Source organism: Marinobacterium lutimaris (assembly GCF_900108065.1).
Classification (GTDB): domain Bacteria; phylum Pseudomonadota; class Gammaproteobacteria; order Pseudomonadales; family Balneatricaceae; genus Marinobacterium_D; species Marinobacterium_D lutimaris.
Genome location: NZ_FNVQ01000002.1, coordinates 209,055 through 226,346 on the forward strand (window position 1 = coordinate 209,055; position 17,292 = coordinate 226,346).

Annotated in this window: 17 protein-coding genes; 9 read left to right on the forward strand and 8 right to left on the reverse strand. The window is 54.2% G+C overall.

Going from position 1 to position 17,292, the window contains the following annotated elements; genetic code table 11:
• Positions 1-4: 4 nt before the first annotated feature.
• From uraD to C4S72_RS26225, 9 genes are all read left to right on the forward strand, one after another.
• On the forward strand, positions 5-517 hold the full coding sequence (gene uraD, locus C4S72_RS11400) for a 2-oxo-4-hydroxy-4-carboxy-5-ureidoimidazoline decarboxylase (protein WP_104003845.1): 513 nt from the start codon (positions 5-7) through the stop codon (positions 515-517).
• 222 nt (positions 518-739) lie between these two features.
• The gene (gene alc, locus C4S72_RS11405; protein ID WP_104003247.1) at positions 740-1,726 is read left to right on the forward strand and encodes an allantoicase; all 987 of its coding nucleotides are present in this window, start codon (positions 740-742) and stop codon (positions 1,724-1,726) included.
• Between the two features lie 12 nt (positions 1,727-1,738).
• A complete protein-coding gene (locus tag C4S72_RS11410) occupies positions 1,739-2,239 on the forward strand; it encodes an ureidoglycolate lyase (protein WP_104003248.1) in 501 nt (166 codons plus the stop codon).
• Between the two features lie 134 nt (positions 2,240-2,373).
• Positions 2,374-3,555, forward strand: a complete 1,182-nt coding sequence (locus C4S72_RS11415; protein WP_104003249.1) for a urate hydroxylase PuuD — start codon at positions 2,374-2,376, stop codon at positions 3,553-3,555.
• A 504-nt stretch (positions 3,556-4,059) separates the two neighbouring features.
• Positions 4,060-4,671 carry a TetR/AcrR family transcriptional regulator gene (locus tag C4S72_RS11420; protein WP_104003250.1) on the forward strand — a complete coding sequence of 204 codons (612 nt, stop codon included), beginning with the start codon at positions 4,060-4,062 and terminating at the stop codon, positions 4,669-4,671.
• Positions 4,672-5,140: 469 nt separating this feature from the next.
• Positions 5,141-5,719, forward strand: coding sequence for a hypothetical protein (locus C4S72_RS11425; RefSeq protein ID WP_104003251.1), 579 nt, complete (start codon positions 5,141-5,143; stop codon positions 5,717-5,719).
• Entirely contained in the window at positions 5,719-6,633 is a 915-nt protein-coding gene (locus tag C4S72_RS11430) for a DUF4868 domain-containing protein (RefSeq protein WP_104003252.1), read from the forward strand. Before C4S72_RS11425 ends, C4S72_RS11430 begins: the two co-directional genes overlap by 1 nt.
• A gap of 502 nt (positions 6,634-7,135) precedes the next feature.
• Positions 7,136-7,885 (forward strand): hypothetical protein, encoded by a 750-nt coding sequence (locus tag C4S72_RS11435; RefSeq protein ID WP_104003253.1) that lies wholly within the window; start codon positions 7,136-7,138, stop codon positions 7,883-7,885.
• Positions 7,886-7,995: 110 nt separating this feature from the next.
• Positions 7,996-8,133, forward strand: a complete 138-nt coding sequence (locus tag C4S72_RS26225) for an AAA family ATPase (RefSeq protein ID WP_104003254.1) — start codon at positions 7,996-7,998, stop codon at positions 8,131-8,133.
• 356 nt (positions 8,134-8,489) lie between these two features.
• Here the strand turns inward: C4S72_RS26225 and C4S72_RS11445 are convergent, their stop codons facing one another.
• The 8 genes from C4S72_RS11445 to bhcB form a co-directional block, all read right to left on the reverse strand.
• The gene (locus tag C4S72_RS11445; protein ID WP_104003255.1) at positions 8,490-9,404 is read right to left on the reverse strand and encodes a dienelactone hydrolase family protein; all 915 of its coding nucleotides are present in this window, start codon (positions 9,402-9,404) and stop codon (positions 8,490-8,492) included.
• Between the two features lie 137 nt (positions 9,405-9,541).
• Positions 9,542-10,732: a leucine-rich repeat-containing protein kinase family protein gene (locus C4S72_RS11450; RefSeq protein WP_104003256.1), complete on the reverse strand. Its 1,191-nt coding sequence runs from the start codon at positions 10,730-10,732 to the stop codon at positions 9,542-9,544.
• Between the two features lie 203 nt (positions 10,733-10,935).
• Entirely contained in the window at positions 10,936-11,964 is a 1,029-nt protein-coding gene (locus C4S72_RS11455) for an extracellular catalytic domain type 1 short-chain-length polyhydroxyalkanoate depolymerase (RefSeq protein ID WP_104003257.1), read from the reverse strand.
• Between the two features lie 207 nt (positions 11,965-12,171).
• On the reverse strand, positions 12,172-12,603 hold the full coding sequence (locus C4S72_RS11460) for a GlcG/HbpS family heme-binding protein (protein ID WP_104003258.1): 432 nt from the start codon (positions 12,601-12,603) through the stop codon (positions 12,172-12,174).
• Between the two features lie 418 nt (positions 12,604-13,021).
• A complete protein-coding gene (locus C4S72_RS11465; protein ID WP_104003259.1) occupies positions 13,022-13,882 on the reverse strand; it encodes an isocitrate lyase/PEP mutase family protein in 861 nt (286 codons plus the stop codon).
• A gap of 174 nt (positions 13,883-14,056) precedes the next feature.
• Positions 14,057-15,055 carry an iminosuccinate reductase BhcD gene (bhcD, locus tag C4S72_RS11470; RefSeq protein WP_104003260.1) on the reverse strand — a complete coding sequence of 333 codons (999 nt, stop codon included), beginning with the start codon at positions 15,053-15,055 and terminating at the stop codon, positions 14,057-14,059.
• Between the two features lie 62 nt (positions 15,056-15,117).
• On the reverse strand, positions 15,118-16,281 hold the full coding sequence (gene bhcC / locus C4S72_RS11475; RefSeq protein ID WP_104003261.1) for a 3-hydroxy-D-aspartate aldolase BhcC: 1,164 nt from the start codon (positions 16,279-16,281) through the stop codon (positions 15,118-15,120).
• 31 nt (positions 16,282-16,312) lie between these two features.
• Entirely contained in the window at positions 16,313-17,287 is a 975-nt protein-coding gene (gene bhcB / locus C4S72_RS11480; protein WP_200826754.1) for a beta-hydroxyaspartate dehydratase BhcB, read from the reverse strand.
• Positions 17,288-17,292: the final 5 nt, after the last annotated feature.

Consider the following 17,292-nt stretch of genomic DNA (forward strand, 5'->3'; position numbering starts at 1 on the left):
CGATATGACCTTTAAAACCTGCAAGCCGAGCGAGATGAGCCGCGATGCGTTCGTCAGCCACTTCGGCGATATCTACGAGCACTCCGCCTGGGTGGCCGAGCAGGCGTTCGATCAGGGCAGCGACAGCTCAATCGACAGCATCGACAGCCTGCAGCAGCGCATGGCCGAGATTCTGCTGAATGCCGACAAACAGGCCCAGCTCGACCTGATCAACGCGCACCCGGACCTGGCCGGCAAGGCTGCCGTGGCCGGAGAGCTGACCGCCGCCTCCACCTCTGAGCAGGCCGGCGCCGGTATCAGTGAATGCACGCCGGAAGAGTTCGAGCGCTTCACCGCGCTGAACAACGCCTACAAGGAGAAGTTCGGCTTCCCCTTCATCATGGCGGTGAAAGGCAGCAACCGGCACCAGATCCTGGCCGCCTTTGAAGAGCGCATTCACAACACACCGGACGAAGAGTTCGAACGGGCTCTGCAGGAGATCAACAAGATCGCCCGCTTCCGTTTGGAAATTATGTAAGCGTTAAAAACATATAAGCACCGGGCGTTAACAGGGTGTTGGAAATCGTTTTCGAGGCCGCCGAGGCAAGGCAAAAACTGGCGAAAAAGCGGAGTTTAGTGAGCTAAATGAGCATTTTGAGCCTGTTTTTAACGCAGCATTCGGCAACGCAGATAGTTTTTCAACGCCCTGGGACCCGGTCGGATTCGCAATGCCCCTTATTAAGCTTTAGGTAGAAAAATAATGAACAACACGAATTTCGAACAGCAGATCAACCTGGCCGACGCCCGTCTCGGCACCAAGTCTATCTTTGTGACCGACGACTGGTTCGCCGCCGTCGACCGCATGCTGCAGCCGGAGGCGCCGGTCTGGAAAGAAGGCGTCTTCGATGACAACGGCAAGTGGATGGATGGCTGGGAATCCCGCCGCAAGCGCTTTGAAGGCTACGACTACACCATCATCCGCCTGGGCGTACCGGGTGTGATCAGCGGTGTGGATATCGACACCTCTTTCTTCACCGGTAACTTCCCGCCGTCGGCATCGCTGGAAGCCTGCTTCTCCCCGGATGGCGATCCGGCGGACGATGCGGAATGGACCGAACTGCTCGGCGCCGTCAGCCTGCAGGGCGACAGCCACCACCTGCACGCCATCAACGATGACCGCCCCTGGACCCACATCCGCTTCAACATCTACCCGGATGGCGGCGTGGCGCGTCTGCGCGTTTACGGCACCCCGTACCTGGACTGGAAAACCGTTGCTGGCAAAGAGATCGACCTGGCCGCCACCCTTAACGGCGGTCGCGCCCTCGCCTGCAGCGATGAGCACTTCGGCAAGATGGGCAACATCCTCAACCCGGGCCGTGGCGTCAACATGGGCGATGGCTGGGAAACCGCCCGCCGCCGCACGCCGGGTAACGACTGGGTGATCGTCGCCCTGGGTCATCCGGGTGAAATCAGCCGTATCGTCGTCGACACCCTGCACTTCAAGGGCAACTACCCGGACAGCTGCTCTATCCAGGCGTCTTACGTTAAGGGCGGCACCGACGAGCAGATCAAAACCCAGAGCCTGTTCTGGAAAGAGCTGCTGCCGCAGCAGAAGCTGGAGATGCACCAGGAGCATGAGTTCAGCACCGAGATCAACGATATCGGCGCGATCACCCATATCCGCATCAACATCTTCCCGGATGGCGGCATCAGCCGACTGCGCCTGTTCGGCAAGATCACCGACTGAGCGGAGCCCGGCATGTTGATCATCCGACCGGAGCCCCTCACCGCCGAAGCGTTCAAACCCTTTGGCGATGTGATCGAAACCGCCGATCGTGATTTTTTCATGATCAATAACGGCTCGACCCAGCGCTTTCACCGCCTCGCCGAAGTCATGCTCGGCCGGGCGGGCGATCGCGGCATCATCAGCATCTTCAGGGCGCAACAGATCCCCATGCCCCTGGAGGTGAAAATGCTGGAACGCCACCCGCAGGGCAGCCAGGCGTTTGTACCGCTGAAACAGAACCCGTTCCTGGTGCTGGTCGCACCGGCCGGCGAGACGCCCGATCCCGCCGCCATCCGTGCCTTCATCACCGATGGCACCCAGGGCGTGAACTACCACACCGGCGTCTGGCACCACCCGGTGCTCAGCTGTGTGGCAGAAGATGACTTCCTGGTGGTCGACCGGGAAGGCGAAGGCAACAACTGCGACGAACACTTCTTCGCAGACGATACACAGATCCTGCTGCAGACCCCGTAAGGCTAAGGCCAGGGAAGCTAATACTTAGCTTCCCTGATGCCAGCAAATCTAAGGCACGTCGTAGGACTTCCATAAAAAGAAAGTGTTGGCTTAAGGCAGATGTGTCAAAGCCAACCGACTATGAGGAGTTGACTATGGATCCCCATATCACTGAATGGCTCAACCTGGCCGTGCGCTGGGTTCATATGATCACCGGTATCGCATGGATCGGTGCATCCTTCTATTTTGTCTGGCTGGAGAACCACCTGGACCGCCGCAACCCCAAAGATGGCTTGTCCGGCGACCTCTGGGCCATTCACGGCGGTGGTATCTACCACCTGGAAAAATACAAACTGGCCCCGCCAGAGATGCCAGAGCAGCTGCACTGGTTTAAATGGGAAGCCTACGCCACCTTCCTCTCCGGTTTCGCGCTGCTGAGCGTGGTGTATTACCTCAACGCCCAGCTCTACCTGGTAGCACCGGGTTCCGACCTGAGCTCCCCCTCCGCTATCGCCATCGGCGTGGGCAGCCTTGTTGTGGGCTGGCTGGTCTACACCAGCCTGTGCGATTCCCCGCTGGGTAAAACCCCCGCCCTGCTCGGTGCGGTGCTGTTTGCGCTGCTGGTGTTCGCCGCCTGGGGACTGTCACAGGTATTCAGCGGCCGTGGTGCCTTTATCCACGTCGGCGCCATCATCGGTACCATCATGGTCGGTAACGTATTCCGCGTGATCATGCCGGCCCAGCGCGCGCTGGTGAAAGCGATCGAAGAGGGCCGCGAGCCCGACCCGCTGCTGCCCGCCAAAGGCCTGCTGCGCTCACGCCACAACAACTACTTCACGCTGCCGGTTCTGTTCATCATGATCAGCAACCACTTCCCGAGCACCTACGGCAACGAGTTCAACTGGGCCGTACTGGCCGGCATCGCGGCACTGAGCGTACTGGTACGTCACTACTTCAACACCCGCCATGACTCCCAGAAATATATCTGGACCCTGCCCGCAGCCGCACTCGGCATGATCACCCTGGCCTTTGTGGTCGCACCGCAGAAAAACTCCAACGCGGCGCAGCCCCAGCAGGTCAGCTTCAACCAGGTATCTGAAGTGATCCACGAACGCTGCACCGTCTGCCACTCCTCCAGCCCAAGCTTTGCCGGCTTCGCCACCGCCCCGGCCGGCATCAAGCTCGACAACGCCGAAGAGATCAAACTGATGGCCGAAAAGATCCACGCCCAGGCCATCGCCACCCAGACCATGCCGCTAGGCAACGTCACCCAGATGACCCCGGAAGAACGGGACCTGGTAGGCATGTGGATCGCCGACGGCGCCCATATCGACTAACCAAATCCCCTTCCCTTTCCAGCCCTGCGTATACGCGGGGCTTTTTTTATTCCTAGCAAATCCGCTTTACAGCCGAAGGTAAGCATTCACTGACAACCCAAGCTTTTTGGCACAAGCTTCCGGCAGCGCACGTTTTCACAAAACAACCTAAGCGCACCCAGATTCCCCTTCGACGCAGCCGAGCATCGCACTCTGAAAGAGAAACAAGGGAAAGTCTGTCTGAATGCCGAAGGCATGAGTTTCCTTTCCCGCTCTTTCAGAGGAGAAGCACAGGGAAATCGGCGCAGCCGATCAAGTCGTCGGGGCGGCTTAGGATTATCAAGGATCTTGGCCGTCCAAGATCCTTGATTCGCCAGCAGGCGAAACCTGCATTCAAAAATAAACTGAGAGACCTGAACCACTGCAGGACTGCAGTCATCCCCACTGCTTGAGGCGCATTTCAGCCAAGTGCTAACATGCCGAAAAAACAAACCCAAAAGTCAAAAACCGGGAAACCACCATTCGATGTCGAGAATCAGTGAACACAACCGACAACTGATCATCCAGGCTGCCAGCGAAATCTTCGCCGACCAGGGCTACGCAGCCACAAAGATCATCGATATCGCCCACCGCGCAGGTCTCCCAAAACCCAACATCTACTACTACTTCAAAAGCAAAGAAAACCTCTACCGCAGCGTTATCGAAAGCGTGATCGACCCACTGCTGCAGGCCGCCCAGCCCTTCTATGAAAACGGCGACCCGGCCACCGTGTTGGCGCAATATATCCGCGCCAAGATCAAAGTCTCCCAGCAGCACCCCCACGCCTCAAAGGTATTCGCCAGCGAGATCATGCACGGCGCCCCTCACCTGCCCGAGGATATCGCCGAAAAGATGATGGAGCAGACGCTCCAGAGCAGCACCAAGATCCAGGACTGGATCGACCAGGGCCTGATGGACCCCGTTGATCCCCACCACCTGCTGTTTACCCTCTGGGCCTCCACCCAGACCTACGCCGATTTCGACTGGCAGATCTCCAAGGTCACCGGTAAAGAGAAGATGTCACAAGCCGATTACGACCTGGCGGCGGAGCAGCTGACACATGTGATACTGAAGGGCTGCGGTGTGAAGGCGTCATAAGACCTTAGTCCTGCCTCCCTACCTTTATCCCCCGAGAAACTTGCGCCTTTTACAATGGGATAGCAAACTGTCTCTAGCGTCATACAGGCAGTCGACGCATCAATAAGCTCGCAAAAGATCCTAAGGGACTGATTGATGGATATTTGCAGATCACACCCGCTGTTGGCGGAGACTCCAAAACCTTTCGGTAGAACCTCTAAAGTGGGTCTTAACAGGCGTTGGGCAAGTGCGAGCCGCGATACCCTTTCAGTTGTCTCCTTGCCGGGTGGAGTACTCTTTAATTCGATCACCACTGAGCAGAATTTATTTTTCATTAATACTTTCAATCAGTTACAGGCGACACGACTGGAATCGCGCTGTTAAAAAGTATACCCGCTAATAATTATTATGAGGTCGAAGACCTCATTAACAGACTGTTAAGCGCTACCAACCATCAGCATTTTGGAGTACATCAAAGTGGTAATAGAAAATGCAATTTAGAGTTCTATCTGCCTTTATAATTTTTATAGGCTCATACTTACCACTGGCTTTGATCCTCGCAGTGCAAGATATATCTATGTCATGGTGGGGCAAATCATTCTGTGATTTCTCTGATATAGGCAATTGCTTATTTAACCCATTTAATAGTCCGTATTTGTCAATCATATTTATTGTTGTTACTTGCATATCTGTAGTTGTATCCAATCTTTCCTTAAAGAAAATATCATTCCCATTTGATGCTCAGGTAGAAAGTTCTAAAACAATACCAAACGACATTATCAATTATGTATTTCCATATGTTGTTTCATTTATGGGGATAAGCTATGAAGCACCAGAAAAACTCTTAGGTTTCACAGTTTTCTTACTTTGGATGTTTGCGATTACATACAAGTCTGGGCAGATCATTATGAACCCACTTTTGTTAATGTTTGGCTGGAGGTTGTACGAGGCAAAGATCAATATCAACGGACAGTCTAGAGATGTAAGGATTTTAAAAAAGGGGCATTTAACTCCTGGGAACTATAAAGTCCAAACGATACAAGATTTTTATATTGCACGAGAAAACTAATGACAGCTGACTTTCAATCTTTAAAATCATTTGATTTTGCAAATTCAACACCACATTTGTGGGTTTTCAAGGACAGTAGCAGTGCGGCACGCTTCAGAACATTTTACGTTCAAACTGAAGACGGTCTAAACACACAGTTAAAGGGTTTCATCGCAACAGAGATTGAAAGAATCACTGAGCATACACCTTATACTTACATATCTCAGACAAATGAGAATAGCTGCCTGTCTATTGACCCAGTAAGTACAGATTTTCCACAACTGAAAGCACTTGTAGACCGGCTTGAGAGTGAGCATAGAATTACAGATGCAAAAGACCTGAAAGGTGCAAAGGGGTACGTAGTTAAATTTACCTCAAACGGAACTACTGTTTATGCAGTAAAACGATCCACCTCTACATGGAAAACATCATATCCAAAAAAATACATCAATATGATTTTTTCTAATGGTGAATTATCTGGGGTTGAGGACAATAGCTTTGCCATAGAGAAAAATTTTGACTTCTATGTCATTAATAATACTGTTTTCATCGCTAATAAACGCGGGTTTGAGTCCGCTATGCAACATAGAACTGCGTATGTTCAGGCATTTACGCAGCTTCAACAAACTCCAGCATTTAGTGGCTTGTTTTCTGACATAAATCCTATCATCGAATATGTTGGCACAAATTCCATACACTTGAGGCGCATGGCGGTTATCGAAGAAAAAGGTATTTACAGTAGACCAAACTTCATTCCTAACCTGCAAAGAGTAAATGCTACAAGAAATTGGGGTATTAATTTTGACCCATCAAACAACACGATAATTCCTTGTGAAACTACAGCGGCCACTATTATAAATGTTCTGCTTGATCACAGGCTTATGAGTGAGATAACAGATAATATCTATGATGTTCCTGATGCGACTCAAGTCTAGGCGCTTAACAAGCAAAAGCAGTCGGACGCATAAATGCGCCGCTGTTTTGGGCGTTAGGGATAAGGACGCATGAGACAGAAACGGAAGACTATCTTAGCCTCGTTATTAGCATGTGTTTCCCTTGTTACTTGTGTCATATTTTTGTGGTTTATGTACAACTCAGGATGTGCCGGTGACATGAAAACTGGCGCTTACGGAGATATAGCAAAGGCACTAGAGCTAGAAAACAAAGCGTTTTCAAGTTTATTTGCATCAACGTTCTGTATTTTTATTGCGTATATCGTGGCTGCTAAATCACATATCGCAGTCCGAATTCCATCAGGGGTTGGGATAAGCATAATTTACTTATTGTTTGCTCTCTATACGGGTAGTAGTGTTCAAGTAGAGGGGATTTCCATATGCAATCCCTAACAAAAAATTCAAGTCGCCCGCAAACGGGCTGGGACCTCCACTGCTACGCAGTTCCGGCCCCTTAATTGAGCGTTAAGTTTCTGAAGGTGCCATGAAGACACAACAGATTTTAGATTTCTTGCTTGAAGTAATCCGAATATTCAAGCCTGATCAACGGAAATGGATTGTCCGTATTTTCATAGTGTCAGGAATCGGCATGATAAGTACGCCGTTTTGGCAGCCTTGGATAGAGGCTATTTTAGAGAAGGAGGTTGGCCTCAACCTATCTTATACAGCAATACCTGGCTGGATTTTAATTGTATTGGGTTTGCTCATCTATATATTCAATGAGTGGCAATCTAGGCAGTCGGCAAAGGCTCCCACATTCAATCAAGAACATAAAAGTCTTAACTTCTCTTTAGGTAATGGTATGACTTGTGGGTACTCGATTGAACAACTGCGAAAACAACCAAATGAACCGTTCCATTTTGGCAGCCATGTACCAATCAAGGTCTATGTAGATAAAAACAAACTATACGGTGATGTTGAAATATTCGCTGAATCAGGGATGCCACCAATAAAAATTAGTAAAAACTCAATTTCAGGTCTACCTCATGACTGGGATGTTAATAAGAATGAAAAAGCTCTAGAGGTTGTAGATAGCAACAGTAACCCCGTATACCAACTTATTTACAAAAGCGATGGCCATATTATCTTGAATGGAATATTTCCTTTCCCAGGAGGTCTTGTGGTCGCTGATGAAACTGGCATGACAATGAATCCAACGTTGCCGTATACCATGCAGCTAAATCGGATTTTTAAATATCCAGCATGGAAGTATCCAGCTGAGTATCAAACTTAACAAACGGCTGCAGCGGATCAATTTTCGCTGCGCGCAAATTGCCCGCTGAGCCGGGCGTTATGCGCCAACATACCGAGACACAACTATAGGTTGAACATGAAAATTAAAAAATGAGCATCAAAAACTATCGCTCGTGTAAGGCGACGAAGTTTGAGCCTCATTCTGAACTAACGACTTTCATTGGTCCAAATGGCAGCGGAAAAACAAAAACTCTCTCTGCAGTGAGGTTGCTTGCCAGTTTATTGTAGACTGGCCGCCATCGCCGAAATATAAAAGAAGAGATACCTTCTTGTATGGCCCGTTATGCAAACAAGGACGCCATAGAGACAAATGGGAACACTGACAACAACTTTCGCTAAGGCTGTGGATGACCTATCGGGGAATATATTTATCCCTGGAATAATTGGGGTCAGAGTAAAGTTTCATAATTCTACTCTGACCCCAATTTTTCGCTTTAAAATACACTATCCTTGCTGTTAACTCCGCCTAGCTTTACCTGTGCGTTCGCTCACGCTACAGCTCAATCCAACGAGCCAACGCCTGACAAATAAAAAGGCCTGGCGCATCAGTACCAGGCCTTCTTTATAAAGCACCCTGCCCGTTATTACCCTTTCAGTTTCTCATCAAAAAACTGCAGCGTACGGCTCCAGGCCAGTTCGGCGCTTTCCTCGTTATAGCGGGACGTCGAATCGTTATGGAAGCCATGGTTCACGTCTGGATAAACATACGCCGTGTAGTCCACGTCCGCCTGCTTTAACGCCGCTTCATACTCAGGCCAGTAACCGTTCACCCGCGTATCCAGACCGGCAAAGTGAAGCTGCAGAGGCGCTTTAATGGCCGCAACCTCAGAACTCGGTGGTGTACCATAGAAAGGTGCCCCTGCGTCGATCACATCGGGCAGCGTTGCAGCCAGTTCGTTAGTGAGATAACCGCCGAAGCAGAACCCCACCATCCCCACCTTGCCTGTGCTCAATTCGTGGCTTTTCAGCAGCCGCGCACCAGCTTTGAAGTCTGCTTCAATCTTGCCGCGATCCAACTGCTTCTGCATGGCCCGCCCCTGATCGTCGTTCCCCGGGTAGCCCCCTAATGAGAACAGCGCGTCCGGTGCCAGAGCGATATAGCCGGCTTTAGCCAGCCGGCGCGCCACATCCTCGATGTATGGGTTCAGGCCCCGGTTTTCATGGGCTACGAGGACAGCAGGTGCCGGTTGATCAGCGCTGACACCGGCGGGAACAACCAGATATCCTCTGGCCCGGCCATAGCCATCGGGCGAATCGAACTCGACGTATGTCGCCTTAATATCGGGATCATTGAACGACACCTGTTCGGCCAATGCGTAGTTGGGTAGCAGACTGTTGGCCAAGCTAGCCGCGCTCAGCCCTGCAATCCCCAGCGTTCCGAGCCGCTGCAAAAAGGTACGGCGATCGATGTCGCCATGCGCATATTCGTCGTACCAATCAAACGCCTCCTGCGGGATTTCCGGTTGTACGATATTTCCAACGCCGCGCATGCCTTTCATCGTTTTCTCTCCTGAAAAAGTGCATTCAACTGAGTGTAGTCACTTTATGGGAATCCGGAGGACTGCTGGAAAAGAGCGATCAGAGCCCTATCTCCTTCATCATCAGCCGCTTTTACAATACTGTTGCAGCAGCACAATCAGGCATTAACCAGCCCACGCACGTCCTCTTCAAAATACGCTAAGGCGCGGCGCTCAATCGCCTGTACTCCCGCTTGTTGTGCAGATGTTAAGTTGTGGTATTTCGAGGCGGCACCAAAGTCGCCAAACAAAATATGTCCCGCAGCATTGATCAACACGTTATGGGCGTATAAGTCGCCGTGACTGACCGCTTTACTTTCAAAATAGGCTATCAGTTCACGCATCTGCTCAATAATGTGCTCTGCTTGCAACGCAGTGAATGACTGACCTTGGGTAAACGTGTCTCTTGTACAGGTTTCCAAACTCGGTGGCTGCCCCAGGTTGTAATAATCACCAGGAATCAGTCCCATAACTAACGCGGCACAATCAGGCTCATGGATATGAGCCAGCGGCTTCACTAAGTTATCGTGACGGCCCAGCGTTAAACACGCATCCAGTTCGTCTTTTGGGAAGCCATCACTGGTCACCTTTCCCTTGAACACTTTCACCGCTACTTCATCGGCAAAGCCATGTTCATTGTTACGCCATGTTCCGCGAGAAATGAGGCCCGATGCGCCCATTCCAAGCACTTCATGCAGCGTCATATCCTGTGAGTGAACCTGCACAAAATCCGCGTGCTCATCGTGGGCCGGGCAAAACGGATTTCCGGAAAATGCCAACCAAGCCAGTTTTGGCAGCGCCAGCAATAGATCGGGAAACTCAGCCAAGGCATTGGCTGACAGGCGTAATAGACCCAGTTTTTTAAGCTGCGCAAACGAATCAGGTAAAACGCTAATCTGGTTGCCTGCCAATGCTAACTTTTCCAGCCGAGTCAGGTTTCCAATACTCTCGGGTAAAGCGGTAATGCGGTTGTCGGTCAGGATCAGCCAACGGGTTTGCTCTGGCAAACAGTGCTCAGACACACGTGCAATACGGTTGTGCTTAAAACCGATCATCTCCAACCCTGGCATCTGGCCAAGCACATCCGGCAGGTGTTCAAACAGGTTGTTGGAGGCAAACAAGATCTTTAACCGAGTCAATCGCGTCAGGTCAGAAGGCAGATCACGCAAGCGATTATTGGATAGGTCCAGCACTTCCAGCGAGTCGGCCAAGTCATAGATCTCATCAGGAAACGAGGTCAGCTCTTCGCTTATCTGTAGCCGTTTAATGCCTTGTAATGCGCCGCTACGCAACTGCTCTAAGGTGTGCACCCATGCTCTCCGCTTCGTAAAAGCGCTCTATTATGCTTGATTATCTTGCGGAAATTGGCCCTAATTTTTGTCGGGATAGCGCCACCAGTAGAATGACCACCCAGCCCACCACTCTAGCGATATCCTGTCGCATGGGTGCTAATCACTCTCGGTGCAGATCTGGTCCAGCAGCGTTTTCAAACTCCACCGCCTTATCAAATCGCTTACTGATCCAGACCCCAGAACTTGCCGATAAAGTAGCTGGCACAGATATGGGTTTCGAGTATATGTCCGCCCGGCACACCGCACTGATCTTCGCTGCTACCCGGATCGACAGGTGCACCATGAGCCATATCGGTGATGAGGTAAGTCTCGATCAAGGCATTGCCCTCAGCATCCTTATAAACCCTATGTGGATAACCCTTCACGCTATCTTCAACGTCGGGCGTGGTATCGATGCCGTGAACATTAGCCCACTGCTCCAGCAGCTCTCTGGCATTGTCCGGGCTGACTCGCTTGTCTGCATCGCCCTGCCAGATCGACAGCCTGGGCCAGGGGCCGGTGTGATCGCTGGCATCGCGCACCCGATCGCCCCACTCCTCGGGTGACAGATCCTTGATAGATACAGACCCGGCACTGTCCGCATCAACGCCGCAATCGGTGAGCGCGGTGATGGAGTAACGTGCACATTTATATGGGATACCGGCGATGATGCCGCCGCCGGCGAAAGAGTCCGGGTAGGTAGCCAGCATTACCGCGGTCATGGCGCCACCGGCTGAGAGGCCGGTGACAAAAACACGGTTGGTATCCGACTGCTGTGTGCCCGCCAGGTGATCAACCATCTGCTTGATGGAGAGCGCTTCCCCCTCCCCGCGATCGATATCGTTACCCCAGTCGCTCCACCAGAAGATCCAGTCCAGATAATGGCTGCCGTTGAACCAGTTGAAGCACAGGGAGCTGTTGTTGCCCTTCTGCTGTTCTGGCAGCAGCAGCGCAAACTGCCAGCGTTCGGCCAGTGCAACCCAGCCGCTCTCATCGTCATAGTCGGATGCGCTCTGGCTGCATCCGTGCAGTGCGACCACCAGCGGGCGATCTGCTGGAAGGTCATCCGGGATGTATTCATACATGCGCAGATCGCCGGGGTTTGAGCCGAAGCCGGTCACTTCTGTGAGCGTGGCCGCGCGAGCGGGGCTTAAGCCGATCAGCAATAGGGCTGTCAGTAGCGCCAGCGTTAACACTTTTAATCCCGGCATCTGGATCGATTCCGTATTCAAACAAGTACCTGGTCGATTGAGCATTTCCGTGTGCCTCTTTCTGTTATTCAGGCTGTTGATAGGTACCGGGCTGGGGCTGCATTAAACGATAGTCAGGAAATAAAACTCTGCCCCTCCTTTAAAAAAGTAAGCCTCCATTACGGAGGCTTACTTCGACAGTGTTTCATATCTTACCGAGGGTTATAACTAGCCCGCATCAGCAACCAACCCGGCTGCCTGAATACCCGCAATAGCGCACTGCTCATCCACATCGGACAGGTCTCCGGTGATGCCCACCGCGCCGACTATCTCGTTATCAGCGTTACGCACCAGCACCCCGCCGGCCACCGGGACGATGTTGCCCTGCGCCAGGGTGTTGATGGCGGAGATAAAGGCGGGACGCTCCTGGGCATCCTGCCCCAGCAGACGGGAGGGTTTGCCCAGGGCTACAGCGCCCCAGGCTTTGCCGATGGCGATATCCGGGCGCATCAGGCTGGCGCCATCCTGGCGCTGCAGGGAGATCACGGCGCCGCCGCTATCGAGGATGGCTACGGTTAGTGGAGCGGTGTTGAGTTGTTGGCTTTTTTCGAAGGCGGCTTGGGTTATTTTTATGGAGCTTTCGAGGTTGAGCTTTTCCATTTTTATCTCCTGTAGGTTTTATTTTTTTGATCTAAAAATGTGGATGTGATGCTATTCATTCGCATGCATGTGGGCTTTTTAGGAGCGTGCGATGTCTCTTATTGCTCGTTTTGTTCTGGTGCGGGTTTCGCCTGCAGGCGAATCAAGGATCTTGGACGGCCAAGATCCTTGATAATCCTAAGCCGCCCCGACGACTTGGTCGGCTGCGCCGACTGCCCTGCGCTTCTCCTCCGCAAGAGCGGGAAAGGAAACTCGCTTCGCTCAAACAGCCTTTCCCTTTTTTCTCTTGCGGACTCCGATGCTCGGCTGCGTCGAAGGGGATGGGTGCTCAGCGAGCCCGCAGAAACTGAGTAGACCAACCCCTGGCTAGTCAGGATCAAATGCTCTTCTACTGCGTTATGGCTGCACCGTTTCTAGCTCAAACCGGGCCCAGGTAATCCTCACTGAGAGCTTTGAATTCTTGCTGGCCGGCGAAGCGGCTGATTAGTTGTTTGGCGTTTTGTTCGCTACCGATATCAGAGCCGCTCTCTGCGCCGGTATGCAATTCAAGCAATGAGGTGTAGGTGGCTTTCACGGCGTCTTCGTAGGCTTTGTGGCCGTTGAAGTGGATGCGCACACCGAGCTGGGTCATCTCTTCGAGGCTCATCTCGGGCTTGTTGTAATCAATCAGCATCAGCGGCAGGTCGGTGGCAGAGCGCAGCTGTTCCAGCAAGGCCTTGCTGGTCTTACCAAAAATGCAGATACCATCGACGCCGGTGTGGCTGTATGCGCCCACCCTTTCCAGGATGCTTTCCAGCGGCTGCTGGGCGTGGGTGCGGGCGACGATGGCGAGGTTGGGGTCGCGGCGGGCTCTCAGGGCTGCATTCAGTTTGCTGCAGCCCTCTTCGATGCTGCTTAGGTTGAGCTCCGGCTGTTTGTACGGCCGGGGGATGATGGTGTCTTCAAGGGTAATGACCGAGGCGCCGGCATGTTCGAGCTCGGAGACGGTGCGCATCACGTTGAGGGAGTTGCCGTAGCCGTTGTCGCCATCGACGATCACCGGCAGGCCCGATGCCTGGCAAACGCGGCGGGCCTGTTCGGCCAGTTCGCTCAGGGTTAACAAGTAGATATCCGGCACGCCCAATGCCATCAGCGAGGTTACGGAGCCGCCGAGTATCCCCACAGAGAAGCCGATATCGTCGGCCATGCGGGAGGACAGGGGGTCGAAAACCGAGGCGCAGCGGACACACTGCTGAGTTTCCAGCAGCTCGCGGAGTCTCATTCGTGCGGCAGAACTCATGGGTCAGTACCTGTATCTGTTGATGAATCGATTTTGAAGGGGCTGGGGTAACACCCTCACCCGTTGGGCGAGGATGTTGGGTGCCGTTGCCGATCAGGGGAGGCGGCAACGGGCTTAAGCAGCGGCGGAGAAAAGGGCTATCTCGCCACCTGCATAACGACGACGCGTCAGGCTTTAGAGAACAATCGTCTGCGAGAGACCTTTTTGATCGGCCAGCTCTGCTGCGGCGGAGGCCACCGCCAGATCCTGCAGGCCTACCCCAGTGCCATCAAACAGGGTGATCTCCTGATCGTCGCGGCGGCCCACATGAGTGCCGTTGATCACCTCGCCGATGGGGGTGATATCGGATTCAGCGATCAGGCCGGAGGCCACCGCATGCTGCGCTTCGCCGAGGAGTACGGACTGGGCCACTTCATCGGTAAACACGCTGGCGGCAGCCAGCAGGGCCGGATCGACCTCCTGTTTGCCCTTGGTATCGGTGCCCATGCAGGCGATATGGGTGCCGGGCTTGATCCACTCTTTCAGCAGCAGCGGTTCGAACGCCGAAGTGATGGTGATGATCACGTCGGCCTGGGCGCCCAGTTCCTGCTGGGTCACGGCCTCGAAAGGCACACGCAGTTCCTCGCAGACCGCGGCCAGACGCGGCAGGTGTTCCGGGTGCGGGTTCCAGGCGACCACCTTCTCGAAGTCACGCTGTTCCAGTGCGGCGCGCAGCTGGAAGGTGGACTGATGCCCTGCACCGATCATGCCCAGCACCTTGGCGTCCTTACGCGCCAGGTGCGCAATGGATACGGCCGAGGCCGCAGCGGTGCGCACCGCGGTGAGATAGTTACCACCCACTAACGATTTAAGCTGCCCGGTATCGGGATCGAACAGAATCACCGTGGACTGGTGGTTGGTCAGGTCTTTCTGCACATTACCGGGCCAGTAACCACCGGACTTCACACCCAGCGCCATGCCGGCGCGATCGAAGCCGGACTTGAAGCCGTACAGGGCATCGGCGTGGCCGATCGCCTCGCGCACCACCGGGAAGTTGTAAGCATCGCCACGGGCCATGGCCGCGAATACATTCTCTACCGCCTTGAACGCTTCCGGGCGACCGACGATCTGCTGGCACACCGCTTCCGATACGATCGAAATCGGGTTGCCTGCTCCACTTGCGGGAGTGGTCATAGATTCTCTCCTCTCATATTTGAGCGCTGCCGCCCTGCCCTGCAGAGCGGCGGATGCGGGTATCAGTACGCCTTGCCGCGGGCGGATACCGGCCACAGGGTTTCGACCTTGCCGTTGCGAACGCCAACGTAGTAGTCGTGCACGTTGCAGGTCGGATCGCAGTGCCCCGGCACCAGACGCAGCTTGTCGTTGACCTTCAGCGCGCCGTTCGGATCGGAGATAACGCCGTGCTCGTCGGAGCACTTGATGTACTCCACGTCATCGCGACCGAAGATAAACGGCAGGCCGCTGTCCACGGACTGAGCCTTGAGGCCTGCATCGCAGATCGCCTTGTCGGCCTTGGCGTGGCTCATCACGCTGGTGAGGATAAACAGGGCGTTTTCCCACTCTCCCTTGTCGATGCGGTTGCCGTCCTTATCGAGGATGCGGCCGTAGTCGGCATCCATGAAAGCGTAGGAGCCGCACTGCAGCTCGTTGTAGACGCCGGAGTTGCTCTCAAAGTAGTACGAGCCGGTGCCACCGCCGGAGACCAGTTCCGGTTCCAGGCCCACAGCCTTGAGGCCATCCACAGCGTCCTGAACCTGGGCGATGGCGATATCCAACTTCTCCTTGCGCGCCTCGTAGGTGTCGAGGTGCTGCATGGCGCCCTGGTAGGCCTGGATGCCGGTGAACTTGAGGTTGGCGGCCGCATCAATGGCCTGAGCGATCTGGACCACCGCTTCGGTGGTGGTCACACCGCAACGGCCCGCGCCACAGTCGATCTCGACGAAGCACTCGATCTCGGTGCCGTGCTTCTGCGCAGCGGCGGACAGCTCGGCCACGTTATCGATGTCATCGACGCAGACGATGGTGCGCGCACCCAGTTTCGGCAGCTGTGCCAGGCGGTCCAGCTTCTGCGGATCGCGCACCTGGTTTGAAACCAGTACATCCTTGATGCCGCCGCGGGCGAACACCTCGGCTTCGGAAACCTTCTGGCAGCAGACGCCGATGGCGCCGCCCAGCTCTTCCTGCAGCTTGGCTACATCCACGGACTTGTGCATCTTGCCGTGCACGCGGTGACGCATGCCGTGGGCCTTGGCGTAGTCGCCCATCTTCTTGATGTTGCGCTCCAGGGCGTCCAGATCGAGGATCAGGCAAGGGGTCTGGATGTCGGCTTCGTCCATGCCCGGAACGGCCGGAACGTCGTAGCCAACCTCAAGCTTTGAGAAATCGGTTTTTGCATTCATTAATTATCTCCTTTGATTCGTTATCAGCCGTTCAACCCTGCGCCTTCAGCCAGGGCAGTTTGTCCAGATCCACGTTGCCGCCGGTGATGATCACGCCCACCCGCTTGCCGCGGAAAATCTCCGGGTTCTTCAGGATGGTCGCCAGGGGTACCGCGCTGCTGGGCTCCATGACGATCTTCATCCGCTTCCAGATCAGCTTCATGGCATCGACGATCTCCTCCTCCGTGGCGGTGAGGATGTCGGTGACATGGTTGCTGACGAAGTGCCAGGTCAGATCTTTCAGCGGCACCTTGAGGCCGTCAGCTACGGTGTCCGGCGCATCGTCGGCGATGATATGGCCGGCACGGAAAGAGCGTGCGGCATCGTCGGCATTGAGTGGCTCGGCGGCGTAGATCTTCACCTCGGGCGCGATGTTCGACAGGGTCAGGCAGGTGCCGGAGATCATGCCGCCACCGCCGATCGGGGCGATCACTGCGTCCAGGTCTTTCACCTGTTCGTGTAGCTCCTTGGAGCAGGTCGCCTGACCCGCAATCACGCGCGGGTCGTTGTAGGGGTGCACAAACTCGGCCCCGGTCTCGGCCACCACTTCAGCGAAGATTGCTTCGCGGGAGCTGGTAGACGGCTCGCACTCGACGATCTTGCCGCCGTAACCGATCACCGCATCTTTCTTCGCCTGGGGTGCCGTGCGTGGCATCACCACGGTGACCGGAATACCGCGCTGCCCTGCCGCGTAGGAGAGCGACAGCGCGTGGTTGCCGGAAGAGTGAGTGGCCACTCCAAGCCTGGCCTGCTCCTCCGTCAGGCCGAACACCGCGTTGCTGGCACCGCGCACCTTGAACGCGCCGGCTTTCTGGAAGTTCTCGCATTTGAAGAACAGCTCTGCGCCGGTCAGCTCATTCAGGAAACGCGAGGTCAGCACCGGCGTTTCGTGGATGTAGGGCTTGATCCGCTCATGGGCGATCAGCACATCGTCATAGGTCGGGATCGTCATATCGGTTTCGCTCATGACTT